The organism is Kitasatospora phosalacinea (assembly GCF_030268885.1).
GTDB classification, from domain to species: domain Bacteria; phylum Actinomycetota; class Actinomycetes; order Streptomycetales; family Streptomycetaceae; genus Kitasatospora; species Kitasatospora phosalacinea_C.
Genome location: NZ_BSSA01000024.1, coordinates 75652 through 95590 on the forward strand (window position 1 = coordinate 75652; position 19939 = coordinate 95590).

Annotated in this window: 21 protein-coding genes; 7 read left to right on the forward strand and 14 right to left on the reverse strand. The window is 75.7% G+C overall.

Annotation, left to right across the window (positions count from 1 at the left end):
• Positions 1 to 333 precede the first annotated feature (333 nt).
• Positions 334 to 1494 (forward strand): aminoglycoside phosphotransferase family protein, encoded by a 1161-nt coding sequence (locus tag QSK52_RS28165; RefSeq protein ID WP_352230316.1) that lies wholly within the window; start codon positions 334 to 336, stop codon positions 1492 to 1494.
• A gap of 3 nt (positions 1495 to 1497) precedes the next feature.
• Here the strand turns inward: QSK52_RS28165 and QSK52_RS28170 are convergent, their stop codons facing one another.
• The 4 genes from QSK52_RS28170 to QSK52_RS28180 all read right to left on the reverse strand — a co-directional run bounded on the left by QSK52_RS28170 (position 1498) and on the right by QSK52_RS28180 (position 4385).
• On the reverse strand, positions 1498 to 2637 hold the full coding sequence (locus QSK52_RS28170) for an acyl-CoA dehydrogenase family protein (RefSeq protein ID WP_285738992.1): 1140 nt from the start codon (positions 2635 to 2637) through the stop codon (positions 1498 to 1500).
• Between the two features lie 59 nt (positions 2638 to 2696).
• Positions 2697 to 2777 (reverse strand): putative leader peptide, encoded by an 81-nt coding sequence (locus QSK52_RS39510; protein WP_342449664.1) that lies wholly within the window; start codon positions 2775 to 2777, stop codon positions 2697 to 2699.
• Between the two features lie 4 nt (positions 2778 to 2781).
• On the reverse strand, positions 2782 to 3276 hold the full coding sequence (locus tag QSK52_RS28175) for a hypothetical protein (RefSeq protein WP_285738993.1): 495 nt from the start codon (positions 3274 to 3276) through the stop codon (positions 2782 to 2784).
• A gap of 839 nt (positions 3277 to 4115) precedes the next feature.
• Positions 4116 to 4385 carry a DUF397 domain-containing protein gene (locus QSK52_RS28180; RefSeq protein WP_285738994.1) on the reverse strand — a complete coding sequence of 90 codons (270 nt, stop codon included), beginning with the start codon at positions 4383 to 4385 and terminating at the stop codon, positions 4116 to 4118.
• Between the two features lie 220 nt (positions 4386 to 4605).
• Between QSK52_RS28180 and QSK52_RS28185 the strand changes: the two genes are divergently transcribed.
• A complete protein-coding gene (locus QSK52_RS28185; RefSeq protein WP_352230317.1) occupies positions 4606 to 5148 on the forward strand; it encodes a PTS-dependent dihydroxyacetone kinase phosphotransferase subunit DhaM in 543 nt (180 codons plus the stop codon).
• Positions 5149 to 5345: 197 nt separating this feature from the next.
• Positions 5346 to 6275: an NAD-dependent epimerase/dehydratase family protein gene (locus tag QSK52_RS28190; protein ID WP_285738995.1), complete on the forward strand. Its 930-nt coding sequence runs from the start codon at positions 5346 to 5348 to the stop codon at positions 6273 to 6275.
• A 44-nt stretch (positions 6276 to 6319) separates the two neighbouring features.
• On the opposite strand, the gene QSK52_RS28195 is transcribed toward QSK52_RS28190, so the two are convergent.
• The 6 genes from QSK52_RS28195 to QSK52_RS28220 form a co-directional block, all read right to left on the reverse strand.
• Positions 6320 to 6799, reverse strand: a complete 480-nt coding sequence (locus QSK52_RS28195) for an NUDIX hydrolase (protein ID WP_285738996.1) — start codon at positions 6797 to 6799, stop codon at positions 6320 to 6322.
• Positions 6800 to 6861: 62 nt separating this feature from the next.
• The gene (locus tag QSK52_RS28200) at positions 6862 to 7461 is read right to left on the reverse strand and encodes a NeuD/PglB/VioB family sugar acetyltransferase (protein WP_285738997.1); all 600 of its coding nucleotides are present in this window, start codon (positions 7459 to 7461) and stop codon (positions 6862 to 6864) included.
• Positions 7462 to 7579: 118 nt separating this feature from the next.
• A complete protein-coding gene (locus tag QSK52_RS28205) occupies positions 7580 to 8248 on the reverse strand; it encodes a sugar transferase (protein WP_285738998.1) in 669 nt (222 codons plus the stop codon).
• Between the two features lie 148 nt (positions 8249 to 8396).
• On the reverse strand, positions 8397 to 9590 hold the full coding sequence (locus tag QSK52_RS28210; protein WP_285738999.1) for a glycosyltransferase: 1194 nt from the start codon (positions 9588 to 9590) through the stop codon (positions 8397 to 8399).
• Positions 9583 to 10410: a polysaccharide deacetylase family protein gene (locus tag QSK52_RS28215; protein ID WP_285739000.1), complete on the reverse strand. Its 828-nt coding sequence runs from the start codon at positions 10408 to 10410 to the stop codon at positions 9583 to 9585. The genes QSK52_RS28210 and QSK52_RS28215 overlap by 8 nt, the downstream gene beginning before the upstream one ends.
• A gap of 261 nt (positions 10411 to 10671) precedes the next feature.
• Positions 10672 to 10932, reverse strand: coding sequence for a hypothetical protein (locus QSK52_RS28220; protein WP_285739001.1), 261 nt, complete (start codon positions 10930 to 10932; stop codon positions 10672 to 10674).
• A 343-nt stretch (positions 10933 to 11275) separates the two neighbouring features.
• Between QSK52_RS28220 and QSK52_RS28225 the strand changes: the two genes are divergently transcribed.
• On the forward strand, positions 11276 to 12277 hold the full coding sequence (locus QSK52_RS28225; protein ID WP_285739002.1) for a polysaccharide deacetylase family protein: 1002 nt from the start codon (positions 11276 to 11278) through the stop codon (positions 12275 to 12277).
• Between the two features lie 80 nt (positions 12278 to 12357).
• On the opposite strand, the gene QSK52_RS28230 is transcribed toward QSK52_RS28225, so the two are convergent.
• Positions 12358 to 13581 (reverse strand): MFS transporter, encoded by a 1224-nt coding sequence (locus QSK52_RS28230; protein WP_285739003.1) that lies wholly within the window; start codon positions 13579 to 13581, stop codon positions 12358 to 12360.
• A 137-nt stretch (positions 13582 to 13718) separates the two neighbouring features.
• Between QSK52_RS28230 and QSK52_RS28235 the strand changes: the two genes are divergently transcribed.
• The 3 genes from QSK52_RS28235 to QSK52_RS28245 all read left to right on the forward strand — a co-directional run bounded on the left by QSK52_RS28235 (position 13719) and on the right by QSK52_RS28245 (position 16493).
• The gene (locus QSK52_RS28235; RefSeq protein WP_285739004.1) at positions 13719 to 14477 is read left to right on the forward strand and encodes a glutamate racemase; all 759 of its coding nucleotides are present in this window, start codon (positions 13719 to 13721) and stop codon (positions 14475 to 14477) included.
• A gap of 82 nt (positions 14478 to 14559) precedes the next feature.
• Entirely contained in the window at positions 14560 to 15723 is a 1164-nt protein-coding gene (locus QSK52_RS28240; protein WP_285739005.1) for a glycosyltransferase, read from the forward strand.
• Between the two features lie 29 nt (positions 15724 to 15752).
• Complete coding sequence (locus tag QSK52_RS28245; RefSeq protein ID WP_285739006.1) at positions 15753 to 16493, forward strand: SAM-dependent methyltransferase; 741 nt, start codon at positions 15753 to 15755, stop codon at positions 16491 to 16493.
• Positions 16494 to 16529: 36 nt separating this feature from the next.
• On the opposite strand, the gene QSK52_RS28250 is transcribed toward QSK52_RS28245, so the two are convergent.
• From QSK52_RS28250 to QSK52_RS28260, 3 genes are read right to left on the reverse strand one after another with little or no spacing between them, the layout of a single operon-like run.
• Positions 16530 to 17729: a glycosyltransferase family 4 protein gene (locus tag QSK52_RS28250; RefSeq protein ID WP_285739007.1), complete on the reverse strand. Its 1200-nt coding sequence runs from the start codon at positions 17727 to 17729 to the stop codon at positions 16530 to 16532.
• 2 nt (positions 17730 to 17731) lie between these two features.
• Positions 17732 to 18931, reverse strand: coding sequence for an ABC transporter ATP-binding protein (locus QSK52_RS28255; RefSeq protein WP_285739008.1), 1200 nt, complete (start codon positions 18929 to 18931; stop codon positions 17732 to 17734).
• Positions 18921 to 19820: an ABC transporter permease gene (locus QSK52_RS28260; RefSeq protein WP_285739009.1), complete on the reverse strand. Its 900-nt coding sequence runs from the start codon at positions 19818 to 19820 to the stop codon at positions 18921 to 18923. Before QSK52_RS28260 ends, QSK52_RS28255 begins: the two co-directional genes overlap by 11 nt.
• Positions 19821 to 19939 lie beyond the last annotated feature (119 nt).

The window sequence follows — 19939 nt, forward strand, 5'->3', positions numbered from 1 at the left end:
GGGTGTCAGGTAGGTATGCGCCACCCCGGCTTCGCACCGGAACGGCCCCCGACCGGCTCGGACTCCACTTCCGACGGTACGTCAGGCGGCCGTCCGGGAGCGGCGTTCCGGGGGGTGGCGCGACCGGGTGGCGCGGGGGCGCCGGGCAGGGCGCGGTGCACGTCGGAGCGGTCGCACTCCCCAGGGTGCGGGCGGTTCCGGGGCACCGTCGGCCGTGCCCGGCGCCCGCGCCCCACCCGGCGGCCCGGCCCGGTAAGGACCCGGGCCCGCGCGTCTCCCAGCTCCACCTGCTTTCCGCTGTGCCGCCGGTCAAGGAAGGACCCTCACCAGCCCATGTACTCCACAGCCAGCACCGGTACCCGTTCGTCGTCCCCGACCGGGGCGGACGCCGCGACCGTACGCCAGTCACGCTCCCCCCTGCGCCCCCCGACCGCCGGTGCGGGCCGTCCCGCGCCGCGCGGCGCCGAACTGCGCGACCCGCGCGGGCGCACCACCCTGGTGACCCGGCCGCTGGTCGACCAGGCCGGGCGGCTGGGCCGTCCCGGCGCGGGCCGGGCCCCGGAGGCGTTCGTGGACCGGGTGGACCCGGCCGCCCTGCAGACCCCGGCGGTGCGGGCGGTGCTGGCCAACGTCGCGCGGATATGTCCGGCGTTCCTGCCGCGTCAGGTGCTGCGCGAGGGCAGCCGGCACATCCTGATCGCGGGCACCATCGGCCGGGCCCCGGTGGTGGCGAAGTGCCTGGCCCCGGCGGCGCTGCGCGGGGAGCGGGCGGAGCAGCTGATCGAGCGCTTCCACCACGAGGTGGCGGTGTACCGGGCGTTCGTGCGGCACCGTCCGCCGGTGCGGCTGCCGCGGCTGGTGGCGGCCGACCACGACCGCTGCGTGCTGGTGCTGGAGCGGGTGCCGGGCCGTCCGGCGGCCCGCGAGCGGCACCCGGTGAACGCGCCGACGCCGGGCGAGGTGCGCGCGGTGCTGGGCGCGGTGCGCACGCTGAACCTGTGGCGCCCGCCGACGGACGTGTTCGGCAAGCCGATGGACTACCAGACCGAGATCGCCCGGTTCCACTCGCTGGGCCTGCTGACCGACCGGGACGCGGGCGACCTGCGCGGTCTGCTGCACGGCCTGTCCTCGGTGGCGTGGCAGCTCAACCACGGCGACGCGCTGCTGGGCAACGTGCTGCTGGCCCCGTCCGGCCCGGTCCTGCTGGACTGGGAGCAGGCGGGCTGGTACCTGCCGGGCTACGACCTGGCGGTGCTGTGGAGCGTGCTGTCGGGCGACACCGCGGCCCGCCGCCAGATCAGCCAACTCGCCCAGTCCGGCGGCACGCTGGCCCGGGACGCCTTCCTGGTGAACCTGGTGCTGGTGCTGATGCGGGAGCTGCGGCTGCACGACGTCCCGGGCGCGGGCGAGGAGCAGCGGATCATGATCCGCCGGCTGTACGACGACGCGGCGCTGGCCCGCCGCGCGGTCCGCGCGGCGGTCGGCACCCGCTGAGTCTCAGCCGTCCAGCAGGGCTTCGCCGAGGGCGTCCAGCACGGCGTCCTCGGCGGGCAGTTGGGTGCGCAGGCTGAGGGTGTCGCGCAGGTGGCGCTCCAGCGGGTGGCGCCGGTCGAGGCCGGTGCTGCCGGTGAGGGTGAGGGCCCGCTGCACGGTGTCGCCCGCGGTGCGGGCGGCGAGCAGTTGGACGGCGGGGGCCCGGGTGGCGGCGGCCGGGTCGGCGTCGGTGCGGGCGGCGAGGCCGTGCACGAGCTCCTCGGCGCCGGTGAGCGCGGCGGCGAGTTCGCCGAGCGGGCGGCGGTGGGTGGCGGCGGCGCCGCGCAGCCGTCCGGCGGACCAGTCGAGGGCGGCCCGGGCGGTGCCCAGCAGGACGGCGGCGAGGGAGAGTTGGTGCCAGGCCGCGGCGACCGGGTCGGGGGCGAGGGCGGCACCGCGGGGCAGCAGGGCGGCGTCGGTGCCGATCCGGGCGTCCTCCAGCAGGACGTCGTGTCCGGCGGCGGCGCGCAGGCCGAGCTGGTCGGCGGCGGGGTCGATCTCCAGTCCGGGGCTGTCGGCGCGGACCAGGAAGAGCCCGGTGCGGGGCTGCGCCTCGGCGGTGCGGGCCTCGACGACCAGCCAGGCGAGCGCCTCGGCGCCGGGGCAGTGCGGGGCGCGGCCGTCGAGCCGCCAGGCGTTGCCGTGCCAGTGCGCGGTGACCGCGGGGGGCCGTCCGGCCGGGGCGCGCAGGGTGCCGACCAGGGCGGGGCCGCGGCGGGACTCGGTGAGCAGCCGCCGGTACAGCGCGGCGGGCCAGGGCGCGGTGCGGGCCTGTTCGGCGTGGTGCAGCAGGGTGTGCGCGGTGAGCAGGGCGACGGAGGCGTCGCCGCGGCCGAGCCGGGCCAGCACCCGGACGGTGTCGGCGAGCCCGGCGCCCGGCCCGCCGTGGCGGCGGCCGACGGTGAGGGTGAGCAGTCCGGCCTCGTGGACGGTCTCGACGCCCTGGTAGGGGAAGGTGCCGTCGCGGTCGTGCTCGGCGGCGCGGGCCGCGAGCAGGTCGACCACCCGGGGCAGCCGGGCGAGTGCGCGCTCGACGGCCCCGTCGGCGGGGTCGCCGGTGGTCGCGGGGGTGGGGACGGTCGGCTGCGCTGCGGTGCGGGTCATGGCGGTGGCCTCCGGGCCGGGCGGCGTGGGGTGTCGGGCGGTCCTTGACTTGGGGGTCGTCAGGGGGCCGGACAGGCCGCGCCGGCGGTGCGCCGGAGGTCCACGTGCAGGCGTCGGGTGAGCAGCAGCGGCCGGGGCATCTCGCTAGCCCTGCTGGAACATCTCCGCCGGAAGCGGCTTGAGGAGCTGGTAGAGATCGTCCGAAATCGGCCGGTCCCAGGAGGCGATGGTGACCTGGACGCCGTCGCTGCGGCCGAACTGGGAGCAGTAGAGCCGCTCCTCGGTGACCTTGACCTTGCGGACGATCAGCAGGTCGTCGCCGAGCATGACCGGGAAGTCCTCGGCCGAGACGAACTCGACCTCCTCCTCGTTCTCCAGCGAGGCGAGCAGTTCGCGGGCCTCCAGCGGCACGCCGTCCTCGCTCTCGCGGGCGGGGGACTCCTGCGGGACGTTGCCGATCAGCATGGCCGGGCCGCGGCCGCCGAGCAGGTCGTACCGCAGGAAGATGCCTTGGCAGGATCCGTCCTGACCAGCCAGGATCATGGCGCCGAAGTCGCCGGGCCAGTCGCCCGGATCCATGGCCAGTACGTCGAAGTCCGGGCCCGCGGGCTGGCCGGAGCGTCGGCGGAGAAATGACATGGGCCCATCGTACGTGCCCGGTGGGCGGGGCCCGGTGAGCGGGTCCGCGATCAGGCCGAGATCTACGCTCAGGGACCAATGTTGACTCTGAGCAACCGTCCGGGCTACGTTCGGTTCAGCACGACGGCCGCTCCGGGGCGAGATCCACAGGGAGCGGGTTGTCGCAGCGTGCCTTGCGCGCATTCCCTCACTGCGCACGCGGTCGTGTGAACTCCGAGCACCATTTGCTGATTCAATGGTCCTTAGACTGTTCCTGAGCCTGCGGGTGATTCCGGCCGGCTCCGGGCGGTCGACGCACCGTCGGATCGGTGTCGTCAGTACCACCGAGAACCACCCAACACGAACCACATAACACCCAGAGCCAGGTTCGCGGGGCCCCGTGCCGTCGCGTCCGCGAACCTCGCCCGGATCACCGCCGCGTGGGGGCGTGCGGAATCCGGGTACCGGCCCACCCGGGGAGTCGCTCTTCCCGGGGAGGCCAATCCCGTTGCGACGGCTGCCGCACCCTGTGCGGCAGGGGTCGGGAAGCCCGTCATCGGCGCCGTTGACGGGCAGCAGAAGCGGGCGCCGTGCCTATACCGCGTGGGGGCGGTAGGCACGGCGTCTGCCTGCTCTTACTGTGCTGGCAGGCTTGTCGAACAGTCAACAAGATTCGGTCCATCAGAACTCTTTTGTAACCTCGACGTATGCCCACTCGTCACCTGCGCGCGGGCCCGACCGCGGGCCGCCGTGCTGCGCGGACGCCGGTCCGGCCCGTTGCGGGGCGGTGAACGCGGGGCGAACCGGCCCGGTGCGGCGCCGCTGCGGACCGGCCGGTTCCGGCACCGTCCGCGGGGGCCCTACCGCCCCTGCGGCCCCTGGCCGTCCTGGTTCTCCAGGTCGAACTCGCCGTCCCGGGCGCCCAGGACGAAGGCCCGCCACTCGGCCGGGGTGAAGACCAGCGCCGGGCCGTCGGGCTCCGCGCCGTTGCGCATCGCGATGTACCCGTCGACGAAGGCGACCTGCACGCCCTCCTCCTCGCCGGGCGCGTACTGCCACTCCGCCCCGCTGACGTCCAGCTCGATCTTGCGCCGCTCGTCCGCCGCCCGGGCCGCCTCTGCCGGCGTCATCCGCACCCCTCCCGCTGGGAACCGCTCCTCTGGTCGAGCCACCACCCTAGCCACCCTCCCCCGCCCGTTCCGGCGGATCGCCCCGGCACGCCCGCCCGGGGGCACGACTGGGCCGATCCGGCCCTCCGGCGGCGACACCTGTGCTAATGGCCTCGGTCCGGACGCCGCGCGGGGCGAGGATGGGGCGACGAGCAGTCAGCCACGCACCCGGGAGCAGCCGATGGACCAGCGGGACGGCAGCCGCGCCGACGTCATCCCGATCACCACCGCGCCCTCGGCCCCGCCGGTGGGGGCCGCGCGGGGGACGGTGACCGCACCGGCGCCGTCCGTGCCGCGCCCCTCCCGGCCGGCCGGGCACGGGCGGGTGGGGCTGGTGCTGGTGTCGCACAGCCAGGAACTGGCGGACGCGGTGCGGGCGCTGGCGCTGGCGGTGGTGGAGGCGGACGATCCGGCTCCGGTCGCGACGGCGGGCGGCTCGCTCGCGGACGGGCCGGGCACCAGCGCGGTGCTGGTGGCCGCGGCGGCCCGCCGGGTCGACCAGGGGCACGGCGTCGCGGTGCTGTGCGACCTGGACGGGCCGGTGCGCACGGTGCTGACCGTGCTGGCCGCCGCGGACGAGCACGGCCTGCCCTTCCCGACCCGCTTCGCGGACGCCCCGTTCGTGGAGGGCGCGGTGGCCGCGGTGGCGACCGCGACCGCGGGCGGCGACCTGGCGGCGGTGCTGGACGCGGCGGAGGAGACCGCGCGCCGGCCGAAGCGCTGACCGGCGGCTCCCCCCGCCCGCCCCGTCCGCCTGTCCGCCGTCCGTCCGCCGTCCGTCGGACGAGATGTGTCCGATGGGTTGGTTTGGTCGCGACTGTGCGGATTTCGTGTACGCCGGGCACCGGTCCGCCGCTAGAGTCGGCCGCACCGGCCCGGTGGGGGGAGTCCCCGGGCCCGAGCGAGGGGTGGTGCGCGGCGATGCGCGTGGTGGTCACCGGCGGTTCGGGGTTCATCGGGGCCAATCTGGCCAGGGAGTTGACGTCCCGTCCGGAGGTGTCGGAGGTCCGGGTGGTGGACGACCTGTCCACCGGCAGCAAGTCCAACCTGGCCGGGCTGGACGTCGCCTTCTTCGAGGGCAGCATCCTCGACCCGGCCCTGCTGGACGCCGCGTTCGCCGGCGCCGACGCGGTGGTGCACCTGGCGGCGCTGCCGTCCGTGCCGCGCTCGATCGCCGCCCCGCTGGCCAGCCACCGGGTCAACGCCACCGGCACCCTGGAGGTCCTGGAGGCGGCCCGCCGCGCGGGCGACCTGTACGTCGCGGCCGCGTCCTCCTCCTCGGTGTACGGCGCCAACCGGGAGCTGCCCAAGCGCGAGACGATGCGCACGGTGCCGATGAGCCCGTACGCGGTTTCCAAGCTCGCCACCGAGTCCTACCTCGGCGCGTACCACCACTGCTACGGCCTGGGCGTGCTGCCGCTGCGCTTCTTCAACGTCTTCGGCCCGCTGCAGACGGCCGGGCACGCGTACGCGGCCGTGGTCCCCGCGTTCCTGGACGCGGCGCTGGCCGGGCGGCCGGTGACGGTGCACGGGGACGGGCAGCAGAGCCGCGACTTCACCTACGTCGGCACGGTCACCCGGGTGCTCGCCGAGGCGGTGCTGCGCCGGGTCGTCTCCGCGGACCCGGTCAACCTCGCCTTCGGGACGCGCACCTCGTTGCTGGAGCTGATCGGCCTGCTGGGCGAGGTGCTGGGCGGGCCGGTCGCCGCCGAGCACGTCGACCCGCGGCCGGGGGACGTGCGGGACTCGCAGGCCGACAACGCGAGGCTGCGCGAGCTGTTCCCGGACATCGTGCCCGTCCCGCTGGAGCAGGGCCTGCGGCGCACCGCGGACTGGTTCCGGACGCTCTGAGCCCCGCGGGCGGGGGCGCGCGCCGGGCGCGCACCCCCGCCGTGCTAACGCTCCGTCAGCTCGAAGTGCGCCTCGTCCTTGCCGGCCAGCGCGCGGGCGATGTGCTCCCGCGCGCGGTCGCCCAGCTCGGGCAGGGCGTCCGGGTGGAACCAGCCGACCTCCAGTGACTCGTCGTCGTTGACCCGGGCCTCGCCGGACAGCGGGCGGCAGCGGAAGACCAGGTCGAGGTACTGGCTGCGGTCCCCGTTCGGGTACTCGATGACCGGGGTGACGCTCACCGCGACCAGCCGTTCGGGTAGCACCGTCACGCCGGTCTCCTCCCGGCACTCGCGCACCACGGTGTCCGCGGGCTGCTCACCGGGGTCGATGATCCCGCCGATCAGCGCCCACCGCCCGGTGTCCACCCGCCGCCCGAGCAGCACCCGCCCCTCCTCGTCCACCACCACCGCCGACACCCCGGACAACCACAGCAGCCGGTGCCCGACCACCTCGCGCAGTTCCGCCAGAAACGCAGGAATTCCCATGCCCGGGAGCCTATGCGCTGCACCGGGCCGGACGGCGGGGGCGGCGGGAGCGGGGGCGGGGGTCAGTGGGGCCCGGGGCGGGCGGGGGTGCCGATGACGGTGGTGGCGGGGGGGACGTCGCGGGTGACGGTGGCGGCGGCGCCGACGAAGGCGGCGCGGCCGACGGTGCGGCCCTGGAGGACCACGGCGCCGGAGCCGACCGTGCTGTCGTCGTCCAGGTGGACGGCGCCGGAGACGTTCGCGCCCGGGTAGACGGTGACGCGGGCGCCGAGCCGGGCGTCGTGGCCGACGGTGGCGTTGTAGTGGACCTGGCTGTGCGGGCCGAGCCGGACGCTGCTGGAGACGTGCGCGCCGCCCATCACCAGGCAGCCGGGGGCGAGTTCGGTCTCGGGGGCGATGATCGCCCGGGGGTGGACCAGGGTGACGGGGTGTCCGCCCGCCGCGTCCAGCAGTCCGGCCAGCCGGGCCCGTGCCGCCGGGTCCGCGATGCCGATCACGTACGGTGCGCCGGGCGGTAGTTCGGCGGGCTTGCGGACGGGCAGGCCGCGCACCTCTCCCCCGGCCAGCCGGTCGTCCAGGAAGCCGGACACCGGCACGCCCGCGGCGAGCGCCACGTCCAGCGCCTCCCGTCCGACCCCGCCCGCGCCCGCGATCCACACCATGCGCCGTTCTCCGTCCTTCGTGGGTGTCCTGCCGGTCCGTCACCGGCAAGGTACCGGCCGGGCGGCTGCGGTCGCCCGCTGCCGCCCGGCCGTGCGGTGAGGAAACGTCACTCCCGGGTCAGCCGCGCAGTTCCTCCCGGGCGAGCCGGGGCGCGGTGGCGGTGGCCTGCCGGGGCAGCACGATCCTGGCGGTCGCCGGGGCGGGCGCCTCGGCCGGGACCGGGAAGCCGGGGTTGACGCCGCCGGCGGCGGTGATGCCGGTGGGGCGGAGCAGCATCCTCGCGGTGAGGGCGAGGATGCGCAGGTCGAGGGCGAGGCTCCGGTGCTCGATGTACCAGAGGTCGAGTTCGATGCGTTCGGGCCAGGTGATGGAGTTGCGGCCGCGGACCTGGGCCCAGCCGGTGAGGCCGGGGCGCACGGCGAGGCGGCCGCGCTGGCGGTCGGAGTAGTGGGCGACCTGTTCGGGCAGGGTGGGGCGCGGGCCGATGACGCCCATGTCGCCGCGGACGACGTTCCACAGCTGCGGGAGCTCGTCCAGGCTGGTCTTGCGCAGCAGCGCGCCGAGGCGGGTGATGCGCGGGGCGTCGGGCTCGTCCTCGTAGTGCTTGTCGCGCATGGTGCGGAACTTGAGGATGCGGAACTCCTGGCCGTGCCGGCCGGAGCGGGTCTGTCGGAAGATCACCGGTCCGCCCATGGTGGCGCGGATCAGGAGGGCGATCAGCAGGCCGAGCGGGACGGCGATGATCCCGGCCAGCACGGTGACCGCGAGGTCCCCCCCTCGCTTCATTTCTCCCCCAACTGGGTTGGTGCGTTGTGGTGTTGTGGGTGCGCCGGGGCTGCCCGGCGCGCGGTGGTGCGGTGCTCCCGCGATGGCGCGGTGCTCTCGCGGTGGTGCGGTGGTGCGGTGGCGCGGTGCTCTCGCGGTGGTGGCGGTGTCAGTCGGTGGTCCAGCGCAGCCCGCGGCGGCGGGCGACGGCGGCGTAGGTCTCCAGCGAGACCCGGGCGACCGCGCGCTGGTCGAACCGGTCGAGGGCGCGGCGGCGGGCCGCCGCGCCCAGGCGTATCCGCAGCCCGGGGTCGGTGAGGAGCCGGTCGAGCGCGGTGGTCAGGGCGGCGGCGTCGGCCGCCGGGGACAGCAGCAGGTGCCGGTCGTGGGTGCCGATCTCGCGGCAGCCGCGGATGTCGCTGAGCAGCAGGGGCAGGCCGCTGGCGGCGGCCTCCATGCCGGAGCGGGAGAAGCCCTCCCGGTAGGAGGGGAGGACGAAGACGTCGAGGGCGGCGTACACGGCGGGCATGTCGTCGCGGGGGCCGAGGAACTCGAGGCCGGCCTCGGCGGCGCGCAGGGCGTCGGGCTTGTCGGGGTCGTCGGGGCCGATCCACACGAAGCGGGCCTTGCCGGCCAGCGCGCGGGCGGCTTCGGCGTACTCGCGGATGCCCTTCTCGGCGACCCGGCGGCCGACGCCGCCGACCAGCAACTCGTCCTCGGCGAGGCCGAGTTCGGTGCGCAGTCGGGCGCGCAGGGCGTCCCGGGCCGGGCCGGGGGCGGGGAAGCGGTCGAGGTCGACGCCGTTGCCGACCACGCGCGAACGCCCGGCGGGGACGCCCCACTTGGCGAGCGTGGCGTGGTCCTCGGCGTTCTGGTAGAGCTCGGCGTGCGAGAAGCGGGCGGCGAGCGCCTCGGCGCCGAGCACGGCGAGCCGTTTGGCGAGCGGGTCGTGGGCCTGCGCCCACAGGCCGTGGCAGGTGTTGACGACCACGGGGACGCGGGCGAGCCGGCCCAGGACCCGTCCCAGGACGCCGGTCTTCGGGTTGTGGGTGTGCAGCACGTCGGGCCGGATCTCGCGCAGTGCGGCGAGCAGTTCGCGGGCGGCGGCGAGGTCGGCGCGCGGCTGCCAGGCGCGGGTGAGCGAGGGCAGCGGCCGGTGCCGGACGCCGAGCTGCTCGATCCGCTCCCGGTAGGGGCCGGGGGCGCTGATGCCGTAGGTGCGCAGGCCGTGCTCGACGTCGACGGTCAGTTCGGTGGCGAGCAGCAGGTGCAGCGACATGTCGACGGTGGTGAGGTGGGCGACCCGCAGCGGGCGGCCGCCCTCGCCGCGCAGGCGCAGGGGCAGGGCGGGCTGTTCAGGCACCGGCGCCCACCGCCTTCGCGGTGGCGACGATCCGGGCGTAGGCGCGCTCCGGGAGGAGGCGGCCGTACAGCTTGGCCCGGAAGAAGTCGATCGGGTCGGTGCGCCGGACGGGGACGCGGTGGAAGCGGACCGGGTCGTGGCCGGGCAGGTTCCGGCCGACCCGGCCGGTGGCGGCGGTGCGGAAGCGGGCGCGCAGCGCGGCGTCCATGTGCGGGACGGGGCGGCCCCAGGTGTAGGCGAAGTGCCGGGGGCGGGTGCCGAGGTGCTCCTCGACGTCGTCGCCGCAGGCGTCGAGCTCGGCGGTGGTGAGCAGTTCGGGGCGGGCGTGGCTGCGGGTGTGGTTGGCGACGGTGCACAGCCCGGAGGCGGTCATCTCGCGCAGTTGCTCCCAGCTGAGGCCGGTGGCGGGGGCGCCCTTGGCGGTGGAGCCCTCCCAGCGCATCGGGGCGCCGACCAGGCCGCTGGCCAGGTAGACCGTGAACGGCAGGCCGCGCTCCCTGAGCAGCGGCCAGGCGGTCTCGTAGGTGTCGGCGAAGCCGTCGTCGAAGGTGAGGACGGTGCTGGGGGTGCGCAGGCCCGCGTCGAGGCGGTCGGCGGCGGTGTCCAGGGAGACCACCCGGCCGGGCGGGAGCTCGGCGAGCAGGTCGACCTGGGCGGTGAAGTCGGCGGTGGCGAGGTCGAGCTCGTCGACGGTGCCGCCGCCGACCCGGTGGTAGATGAGGACGGTGGCGCCCTCGCCGGGCACCCGTCCCGCCGCGCGGGCCAGCTGCTGCTTGACCTTCGACCGGATGCCCCCGGCCTGGGCGGCGCTGCTCGCCATGGATCCCCCTCGCGGTGCCCCCGCACCGGACCTGTGACTCCCCCGGCCCGCGGCTGCCGCGGGCGATGCGCATCACAGTAGGGGGAAGTGTGGGGTTGCTGCCCCCGAAACGTGAAAGAAGTGCGTAGGTAGGCCGAAAATCAGCCGGTCCGACCGGTCCTGTCCCATTGGTGGACGTTTTCCGGTCAGCGGGGGGTCAGAGGGGTCAGCGGGGTGTCGTCCGGACGGCGGCCGGGTCGGGGGCCGGGGCCGCCCGCTGCTTCAGGAGGTGGCGCCGCCGCGCGGGCGGAGCAGGCCGAGGCCGATCCGGACCAGCAGCAGCACCCCGGCGGCCAGGCAGCCCGCCACCGCCATCACCCAGGCCGGGCCGTCGGTCTCCGGGACCAGCACCGCCACCGCGATGCCCGTCCCGACGCAGACCAGGCCGACCAGGGCCAGCAGCAGCTGGTGGCGGCGCAGCGCGCAGCCGCCGAACAGGGCGGACCAGCGGGTAGCGGCGCGGTCACTTCGGGTGTCTGCCATGCCTTCCACGGTAACCCGGCGCCGGGGAGCGGGCCACAGTCCTCCGGCCCTTGCGCGACCCCGCCCGACCGCCCCGCGGCCCCCGCCCGCAAGGGCGTCCGGGCTCCTTCCGGGCCCCTCCCGGACCGCCCGCGAAATCTCGCCGTCCGGCGTACAACCATCCCGGGACGTCGTGGGTCTCCACTACATTGAGCGATCCAGGAGCCGTCCGACGAGCGGAATCGGGAGTGTCCGCCGCGGGCTAGATCACTCGGGTGCGGAGCCGCCGCGCCCGGGGTCGGAGGCCGGGCTCCGCCTGCCGACGGTACCGCCACGCCGCTTGTCGGCGACCGAGGGGGGAACCGTGTCGTACGCCACCACTGCCGCTGCCGTCTGCGCCCCGCCCCAGCCCGTCGTCCCGTCGTCCAGCGCGGCCGCCCCGCACCGCTCCCGGGAGCGGGACCGGGGCAGTTGGCTGCGCTTCAGCCCGGCCCAGCCGCTGTTCCGGGCCCGCGCCGCGCAGCGCCTGGCCGTGCTGGCGTACCACGGGATCACCGACCCGGCCTCGTTCGGCGCCCAGCTGGACCGGCTGCGGCGGCTGGCCACCCCGGTGTCGGTGCAGGACGTGGAGCGGGCGCTGGCCGAGGGGCGGCCGCTGCCGCCGCGCTCGGTGCTGGTGACCTTCGACGACCCGGACCGCACCGTGCTGCGGCACGCCCTGCCGGAGCTGGTGGCCCGGCGGGTCCCGGCGGCCGCGTTCGTGATCGCCGAGCTGGTCGGCACCGAGAAGCCGTTCTGGTGGCACGAGGCCGCGTTCCTGGCCCGGCACGGCGGCCGGGCCAGGATGCTGCCCGGCGGCGCCGACCCCGGCCGGGTGCTGGCCCTGCTCAAGGCCATGCCCGACCCGGACCGCCGCCGCAGCCTGGCCGAGCTGCGGGTCTCCGCGCACCGCCGCCCCCCGGTGCAGGAGCAGCTGCGCCCCGAGGACCTGTGCACCCTGCGGGACGCGGACGTCGCGGTCGGCAACCACACCCTGGGGCACCCCTCGCTGCGGCGCTGCGACGAGGCGACCGTGCACGCGGAGATCACCGGCGCGCACCGGGCGCTGACCCGCTGGCTGGGCGAGGCCCCGTCCGCGTTCGCCTACCCGGACGGCGGCTTCGACGAGCGGGCGGACGCGGTGCTGCGCCGCCTCGGCTACCGGCTCGGCTTCCTCTCCGACCACCGGCTGGGCCCGCGGCTGCCCGCCCACCCGCTGCGGATCAGCCGGCTGCAGGTCGACTCGACCACCTCGACGCGGCGCTTCGACACCATCCTGTCCGGCCTGGAGCCGGCGGTGCAGCGCCTGCTGGGGGCGCAGGCGTAGCGCTGCCGCGGACGGCACCGAGGCCCGCGCCCCCTGGTGCCCGGGGGTGCGGGCCTCGTGCCGTCCGGGGCGGCGGACGGTCAGTCGGCGGCGGTGGGGCGGATGCCGCGCATCCGGCCGATCGCGTAGACGGAGCCGGCCAGGGCCAGGTCGGAGAGCAACATGAACCCGATCGAGTAGCTGCCCTTGGCGCTGTAGATCGCGCCCATCACCAGCGGCGGGACGAAGCCGCCCAGGCCGCCGATCGCGCCGACGATGCCGGTCACCGAGCCGACCTGGGCGACCGGCGTGACCTGGGCGACCAGCGCGAACACCGAACCGCTGGTGGTGCCGAGGCCGGCCGCCATCACCAGGAAGGCGATGGTGCCGATCGGGCTGAGGTCCGGGTCGAAGGCCTGGACGATCGCGAACAGCGCGGTGACCGCCAGCGCCCAGCAGGTCACCACGGCCGGGTGGACCCGGTCCGACAGCCAGCCGCCGAACGGCCGGAAGACGACCGTGACCAGCGCGAACCCGGCGGCCTTGGTGCCCGCGTCGGTCGCCGACAGCTCGTACCAGGTCTTCAGGTACGTCGGCAGGTAGACGCCGAACGCGACGATGCCGCCGAACCCGATCGCGTACAGCGCCGACAGCTCCCACGTCACCCGCAGCCTCCCGGCCCGGCCGAGCCGGGAGGCCAGCGAGGCGGTCGGCACCACCCGGTCGGGGCGGTCGCGCAGCAGGAAGAAGGAGACCACGGTGTACGCGGCCAGGGCGATCGCCATCACCCAGAACGGCAGGTCGTGGCCGTGCTTCCACAGCCGCGGCGTGAAGTACCCGGAGAGCGCGACGCCGCCCATGCCCATGCCGAACACGCCGACGCCCAGGCCGCGCTTGTGCGGCGGGAACCAGGAGTTCACCAGCGGCACGCCGATCGCGAAGGTGGTGCCGCCGAGCCCGAGGAGGAACCCGACCACCAGCAGCGCCCCGTACGAGCTGCGGGCCGGGATCAGCAGCAGCACCGGGACGATGGTGAGCGCCGACATCAGCGGGAACATCAGCCGCGCCCCGAAGCGGTCGGTCAGCGCGCCGACCGGGACGCGGCCCAGCGAGCCGACGATCACCGGCACCGCGACCAGGAAGGACTGGGCGAAGGACGACATGTGCAGCGTCTTGTCGAACTCGCCCGCCAGCGGGGCGATCAGGTTCCACGCCCAGAAGGTCAGCGCGAAGCCGACGGTGGCGACCACCAGGTTGGTGTAGGCCGTTCCCGACACCTTGTCGTCGGCCGGCACCCGCTCGTTCGATGCTGTCAGCTGTCCCATGGGACCAACCCTGGGCGGGCGTGGTGCCGGGGGGCGGGAACGCGCCCGCGCGCTGGTCGTACCGTCAGTCGGACGGAGCAGGCCGGAGGCCCCTGCCGCACGTCCCGCCCGGAGGGCACGGGGTAGAGTCGGTGCTCGTGAAGATCGCCCTCGTGGACTCCGGAATCGGACTGCTCGCCGCCGCCGCCGCGATCCGCCGGGCCCGGCCCGACGCGGACCTGGTCGTCTCCTGCGACCCCGACGGCATGCCCTGGGGGCCGCGGACGCCCGAGGACATCACCGCGCACGCCCTCGCCTGCGCCCGGGCCGCGGTCGAGCACCGGCCGGAGGCGCTGGTGGTGGCCTGCAACACCGCCACGGTGCACGCGCTGGCCCGGCTGCGGACCGAGTTCGAGCCCGGCCTGCCGGTGATCGGGACGGTGCCCGCGATCAAGCCGGCCGCGGCGGCCGGCGGGGTGGTGGCGATCTGGGCGACCTCGCGGACCACCGGCAGCGCGTACCAGCGCGGGCTGATCACCGAGTTCGGCGGGGGCGCGGAGGTCCACGAGGTGGCCTGCCCGGGGCTGGCCGAGGCCGTGGAACGGGCCGACGAGGCCGCGATCGCCGCCGCCGTCGCCTCGGCCGCCGCCCGCACCCCCGCCGGGACCACCGACGTGGTCCTCGGCTGCACCCACTACGAGCTCATCGACGACCGGATCGCCGCCGCCCTCACCGGCCCCGTCCGGCTGCACGGCTCGGCCGACGCGATCGCCGCCCAGACCCTGCGCCGCCTCGACCCCGGCACGCCCCCCGGCGGCGGCACCCTGACCGTGCTGCACTCGGGCCGCCCGTCCGCCCTGCAGGCCGAGGCGCTCGCCTACCCGCAGGGCGCCCTGCTGACGGCCGCCCGGGTCTGACGCCCGGCCGCGGCCGCACCCGGACCGCCCCGGGCCGTCGTGCCTCGGGGTCGGCCGGGGCCGGATCGGGCAGACTGCCCGGGTGACGGTCCTGTGGTGGGTCTCGGTGGCGGCGTTGCTGGTGTGGGTGTGGCTGGCGCTGGGCCACGGCGGGTTCTGGCGCACCGACCAGCGGCTGCCGCGCGGGGGCGGCCGGCCCGCCCGGTGGCCTCCGGTGGTGGTGCTGGTGCCGGCCCGGGACGAGGCGGAGGTGCTGCCGCTCTCGTTGCCGAGCCTGCTCGCCCAGGAGTACCCGGGGCGGGCCCGGGTGGTGCTGGTGGACGACCACAGCACGGACGGCACCGGCGAGCTCGCCCGGGAGCTGGCGCGGCGCACCGCCGGGCTGGAGCTGGCGGTCACCACTCCCCCGCCGCTGCCCGAGGGGTGGACCGGCAAGCTGTGGGCGCTGCGGCACGGGGTCGAGCAGGCGGCGGACGCCGAGTGGCTGCTGCTGACGGACGCCGACATCGCGCACCGGCCGGGCTCGCTGCGGGCGCTGGTCGCGGCTGGTGAGGGCGGCGGCCTGGACCTGGTCTCGCAGATGGCCCGGCTGCGGGTCGCCACCCGCTGGGAGAAGCTGATCGTCCCCGCGTTCGTGTACTTCTTCGCCCAGCTGTACCCCTTCCGCCGTTCCAACCGCCCCCGTTCCCGGACGGCCGCCGCGGCCGGCGGCTGCTCGCTGGTGCGGCGCTCCGCGCTGGAGCGGGCGGGCGGGGTCGCGGCGATCCGCGGCGCGGTCATCGACGACGTGTCGCTGGCCCGGGCGGTCAAGCGCACCGGCGGCCGGACCTGGCTCGGCCTCGCGGACCTGGTCGACTCCGTCCGCCCGTACCCCGGCCTCGGGCCGCTGTGGCGGATGGTCTCGCGCAGCGCGTACGCCCAACTCCGGTACTCTCCGCTGCTGTTGGTGGGGACGGTGGCGGGTCTGGCGCTGGTCTACCTGGTGCCGCCGGTGGCCGCGCTGGCCGGGGCCGCGGCCGGGGCGTGGTGGACCGCCGGGGCGGGGCTGGCGGCGTGGGCGGTGATGGCCGGGACGTACCTGCCGGTGCTCCGCTACTACGGGCAGCCCGCGGCGGCGGCCCCGCTGCTGCCGTTCACCGCGCTGCTGTACCTGCTGATGACCGTCGACTCCGCCGTCCAGCACTGGCGCGGCCGCGGCGCCGCCTGGAAGGGCCGCACCTACCCGCAGCCGCAGCGCGCCGAATAGGCCCCGGCCGGGACGGGCAGGATCCCACGATGGAGCGTCACGAGATCTCGCGGGTCGCGCACCGCGACCACCCGATCGCCGCCCCGCTCTCCGACGGGTCGGTGCGGGAGCTGCTGGAGCGCCTGCTGCGCGGCCGGTCCGAGGGGCGGCTACTCGACCTGGGCTGTGGTGAAGCCCCGTGGCTGGTACGGGCGTTGGCCGCGCACCCCGCGCTGCGCGCGGTCGGCGTGGACACCGACCCGGACGCGCTGCGCGCCGCCCTGCGCAGCGCGCAGCAGCTCGGCGTCGAGCGGCGGATCGGCCTGCACCACCGGGACGTCCGGGAGTTCACCACCGTCGACCCCTTCGACGCCGTGCTCTGCGTGGGCGCGGCGCACGCCTTCGGCGGGCTCGGCCCGGCGCTGGCCGCGATCGGCCCGCTGCTGGCGCCGGGCGGTGCGGTGCTGCTCGGCGAGGCCTACTGGGAGGGCGAACCGACGCCGTCGGCCGGGGAGTTGTTCGGCGAGGGGGTCCGCGACCTGGCCGGGACGGTCGCCGCGGTCCGGGAAGCCGGCTGGCTGCCGGTCGCCGGGCACACCTCCAGCCGGGCCGAACTCGACGCCTACGAGTGGGCCTGGACCGGCTCCCTCACCGACTGGGCCCTGGACCGGCCCCCGGGCCCCGACCGCGAGCAGGCCCTCCGGGCGGCGGCCGAGCACCGCGAGCAGTGGCTGGGCGGCTACCGGGACGGCTTCGGCTTCGTCACGCTGGTGCTGCGCCGGAGCTCCTGACCGGCCGGGGGCGGCCGCGCCCCGGCCGACGCGGCGTCAGCGGCCCAGCAGGCGGCGGGCGGTGGGCTTGACGAACTCGTAGCGGGTCATCTGTTCGAGGTCGCGGAGCCAGGCGGTGCGGCCGGGGGGCCGACGGACGAGCTCGCGGTAGATCTCCTCGAAGGCGGTGGAGACGTGGCCGAGGGAGAAGCGGCCCACCACCCAGTCGCGGCCCCAACGGCCCAGCTCGGCGCGGCGGTCGGGGGCGTCGGCGAGGGCGCGGATCTGGGCGGCGAGGGCCTTGGCGTCGGCGGGGTGGTCGCCGTGGCCGTACATGCAGCGGGAGGCGTGCGGCTCGACCAGCGGGCCGGGTTCGTGGACGGCGGTGTAGCCGGCCGCGCCGTGGACGACGACGGGTTTGCCGAAGGCGAGGCCGCGCAGGGCGGAGCCGCCCATGCCCAGGACCAGGTCGGCGGCCTGGTAGGCGGGGCGGGGGTCGGCGCGCTGGCCGGTGAGGACGACGGCCCGGCGGCCGAGCTCCTCGTTCACGGCGGCGGCCTCGGCGCGCAGGCGCTCCTCGCTGGGGCCGCCGCCGACCACGGCGAGGACGAGGTTCGGGTCGTCGAGCAGGCGCAGGGCGGCGATGGTGCGGGAGACGCCCGCGTCCTTCTCCAGGCCGGAGACCAGGCGGGTGACGATGCAGAGCAGGAGCTGGTCGTCCCGGGCGCCGACCTCGGCGCGGAAGTCGGCGCCGGAGACGGCGCCGGGCGCGTCGGCGTCGGTGTCGACGGGGGGTTCGATCAGCCGCAGGTCGCGGTGGCCGAAGGCGCGGCCGTCCGGCATCAGGGCGCCCAGGCCCAGGACCAGGGGCTGGTGGCGGGGCATCCCGCGGAGCATCCGGATGCCGTAGAAGGTGGTGACGACCGGGATCCGGCCCTGGCGGCCCGGGCCGAAGTAGGCGTTGCGGGCGGCCCGGACCTCCCAGGCGTGGACGACCTGGGAGCCGTGCTCGGCGGCGAGCCTGGACAGCCGGGCCCGGACGACCGCGTGCGGGGTGGTCGGGTCGCCCGCGACGACCAGGTCGAGGCCGTGCCCGGCGGCCAGGTCGACCAGTGGGGCGGGCCCGTCGACGCCCTGGGCGAAGAGCACCGGCTGGTGGCCGCGGTCGCGCAGGGTGCGGGCGATGTCGACGGCGTTGAGCTGGGCGCCGCCGAGGGCGAGGTTGTTGAGGTGGACCAGGACCCGGACGGAACGCATGCTCAGTCCTCCCACTGGTGCGGGACGAAGACGGGGGCGGCCATCACGACGGCGCGCGGCGGGGTGTCGAGCATCGGGCCGAAGACGTCGAACTGCCCGGCGGAGTGCCAGCTCATCAGCGTCCCGCCGTCGGTCTTGCCGATCGAGTAGACGCCCGTCCACAGGGTGTAGCGGCCGCGCGGCAGCGGCAGCCGCGGGATGACGCAGGCGACCCGGTGGTCGCCGCCGGTCAGCCGGATCTCGTGGCTGATCTGGAAGATCGGGCTGGAGGTGCCCTCGCTGACGCCCAGGTGCAGGGTGGCGTCGCCGCGGTAGTCGCCGCCGAGGGTGAGCTCGACGGTGACCGGCTCGTCGGTGTGCAGGGTGGTGTCGTCGCCGTCCTCGCCGCGCACCTCGTACTTGAGCAGTTGCAGGGGTTCGCCGACCCGGGCGCTCGCCTCGGACTGGGCCTCGATGGAGTCGCGGTAGCCCGCCAGCGCGTCCTTGATCCCGGCGTCGACCCGGACGGTGCCCTGTTCGAGCCAGACGCCGCGGCGGCAGATGGACTGCACGGCGGGCAGGTCGTGCGAGACGAAGACGATGGTGGTGCCCTGCTCGGCGACCTCGCGCATCCGGTCCAGGCAGCGCTGCTGGAAGACCGCGTCGCCGACCGCGAGCACCTCGTCGACCAGCAGGACGTGCGGCTCCAGGTAGGCGGCGACCGCGAAGCCCAGGCGCATCTGCATGCCGGAGGAGTAGAACTTGACCTGGCGGTCGATCGCGCCGCCGAGGCGGGCGAACTCGACGATGTCGTCGAAGCGCCCGGCGACCTCGCGGCGCTTGAGGCCGAGCAGCGCGCCGAACAGGTAGATGTTCTCCCGGCCGGTCAGGTCCGGGTGGATGCCGGCCCGGATCTCGATCAGGGCGCCGATCCGGCCGCGCACGTCGATCACGCCCGCGTACGGGTACATGACCCGGGTGAGCATCTTCAGCAGCGTCGACTTGCCGGAGCCGTTGGAGCCGATCAGGCCGACCGACTCGCCGGGCTCGATGTGCAGGTTGACGTCGCGCAGCGCCCAGCGCCAGTCCTCGCCGCGGTCGCCGCGCAGGCGGCGGGCGGCCTGCTCGACCCGGTCGCGCAGCAGCATGCGCTGCTGGTCGGCGCGGAACCGCTTCCAGACCTGCTCGGTGCGGATGGTGCCGAGAGGGTAGTCACGCGACATCGGCGATCCCCGTTTCCAGCTTCTTGAAGACCAGGTACCCGCCGACCAGGAAGACCAGCGAACTGGCCGCGGCGATCAGCGTCATCCGGGCGTCGGGGGCCTCGCCGTACAGCAGCGCCTTGCGGTAGCCCTCGATGACCGCGCCGAGCGGGTTGACGCCGACGTAGACCTCCTGCAGCCGGTGCGGGATCTTGGCCAGCGGGTAGGCGACGGGGGTGGCGAAGACGCCCATCTGCGTGATGATCGGCAGCAGGTGGCGGACGTCGCGCAGGTAGACCACGGCCACCGAGAGGATCAGCGCGACGCCGTAGGTGAAGGCGAACTGGACGGCCAGCAGCGGCACCGCCCACAGGAAGGTCGCGGCGGGGGCCGTCCAGAACACCAGGAACATCAGGCCCAGCACGCCGACGCCGATCACCATGTCCACGGTGGCGACCAGCATGGTGGCGAGCGGGAACACCTCGCGCGGGCAGTACACCTTGTTCAGCAGGCTCAGGTTGTTGGCCAGGCTGAGCGCGCCCTGGTTCATCGTGTTGGAGAAGAACTGCCAGACGATCAGGCCCACGTAGGCGAACAGCGTGTACGGGGCGGCACCGGTCTCGATCTTGACGGCGCGGTGGAACACCAGGGTGAAGATCGCGCACAGCGCCAGCGGGGTGAGCACCGCCCAGGCGAAGCCGAGCACCGCCTGCTTGTACCGGGCGCGCAGGTCGCGTTCGGCCAGTGCCCGCACCAACTCCCGTGCGGCCCACAGCTCGTGGGCCACCTGGACGGGTCGCAGCCGGCGTTTGAAGACCAGTTCGGGCGGCGGTCCGACCGGGGCCGGGGCGCCGGGCGGGGCGGCCCGGCCCTGCTGCTCGTCGATGACCTGTGCGCGCTGTCCCCCCACGGACTCCCGCCCTCCCCGGAGGCGGTGCCCGCCCCTGGTGCCTGTGCCGTCTGCCTGCCGTCCCCGGTGACCGGGCCCGACTCGCGGACCACAATGACACAGAGTGTGCGGGCCGCGGG

Excerpts from the sequence above, each read along its gene's own strand:
- QSK52_RS28165 (WP_352230316.1), top strand. The coding sequence starts at position 334 with ATGTACTCCACAGCCAGCACCGGTACCCGTTCGTCGTCCCCGACCGGG.
- QSK52_RS28170 (WP_285738992.1), bottom strand. The coding sequence starts at position 2,637 with ATGACCCGCACCGCAGCGCAGCCGACCGTCCCCACCCCCGCGACCACC.
- QSK52_RS39510 (WP_342449664.1), bottom strand. The coding sequence starts at position 2,777 with ATGCCCCGGCCGCTGCTGCTCACCCGACGCCTGCACGTGGACCTCCGG.
- QSK52_RS28175 (WP_285738993.1), bottom strand. The coding sequence starts at position 3,276 with ATGTCATTTCTCCGCCGACGCTCCGGCCAGCCCGCGGGCCCGGACTTC.
- QSK52_RS28180 (WP_285738994.1), bottom strand. The coding sequence starts at position 4,385 with ATGACGCCGGCAGAGGCGGCCCGGGCGGCGGACGAGCGGCGCAAGATC.
- QSK52_RS28185 (WP_352230317.1), top strand. The coding sequence starts at position 4,606 with ATGGACCAGCGGGACGGCAGCCGCGCCGACGTCATCCCGATCACCACC.
- QSK52_RS28190 (WP_285738995.1), top strand. The coding sequence starts at position 5,346 with ATGCGCGTGGTGGTCACCGGCGGTTCGGGGTTCATCGGGGCCAATCTG.
- QSK52_RS28195 (WP_285738996.1), bottom strand. The coding sequence starts at position 6,799 with ATGGGAATTCCTGCGTTTCTGGCGGAACTGCGCGAGGTGGTCGGGCAC.
- QSK52_RS28200 (WP_285738997.1), bottom strand. The coding sequence starts at position 7,461 with ATGGTGTGGATCGCGGGCGCGGGCGGGGTCGGACGGGAGGCGCTGGAC.
- QSK52_RS28205 (WP_285738998.1), bottom strand. The coding sequence starts at position 8,248 with ATGAAGCGAGGGGGGGACCTCGCGGTCACCGTGCTGGCCGGGATCATC.
- QSK52_RS28215 (WP_285739000.1), bottom strand. The coding sequence starts at position 10,410 with ATGGCGAGCAGCGCCGCCCAGGCCGGGGGCATCCGGTCGAAGGTCAAG.
- QSK52_RS28220 (WP_285739001.1), bottom strand. The coding sequence starts at position 10,932 with ATGGCAGACACCCGAAGTGACCGCGCCGCTACCCGCTGGTCCGCCCTG.
- QSK52_RS28230 (WP_285739003.1), bottom strand. The coding sequence starts at position 13,581 with ATGGGACAGCTGACAGCATCGAACGAGCGGGTGCCGGCCGACGACAAG.
- QSK52_RS28245 (WP_285739006.1), top strand. The coding sequence starts at position 15,753 with ATGGAGCGTCACGAGATCTCGCGGGTCGCGCACCGCGACCACCCGATC.
- QSK52_RS28250 (WP_285739007.1), bottom strand. The coding sequence starts at position 17,729 with ATGCGTTCCGTCCGGGTCCTGGTCCACCTCAACAACCTCGCCCTCGGC.
- QSK52_RS28255 (WP_285739008.1), bottom strand. The coding sequence starts at position 18,931 with ATGTCGCGTGACTACCCTCTCGGCACCATCCGCACCGAGCAGGTCTGG.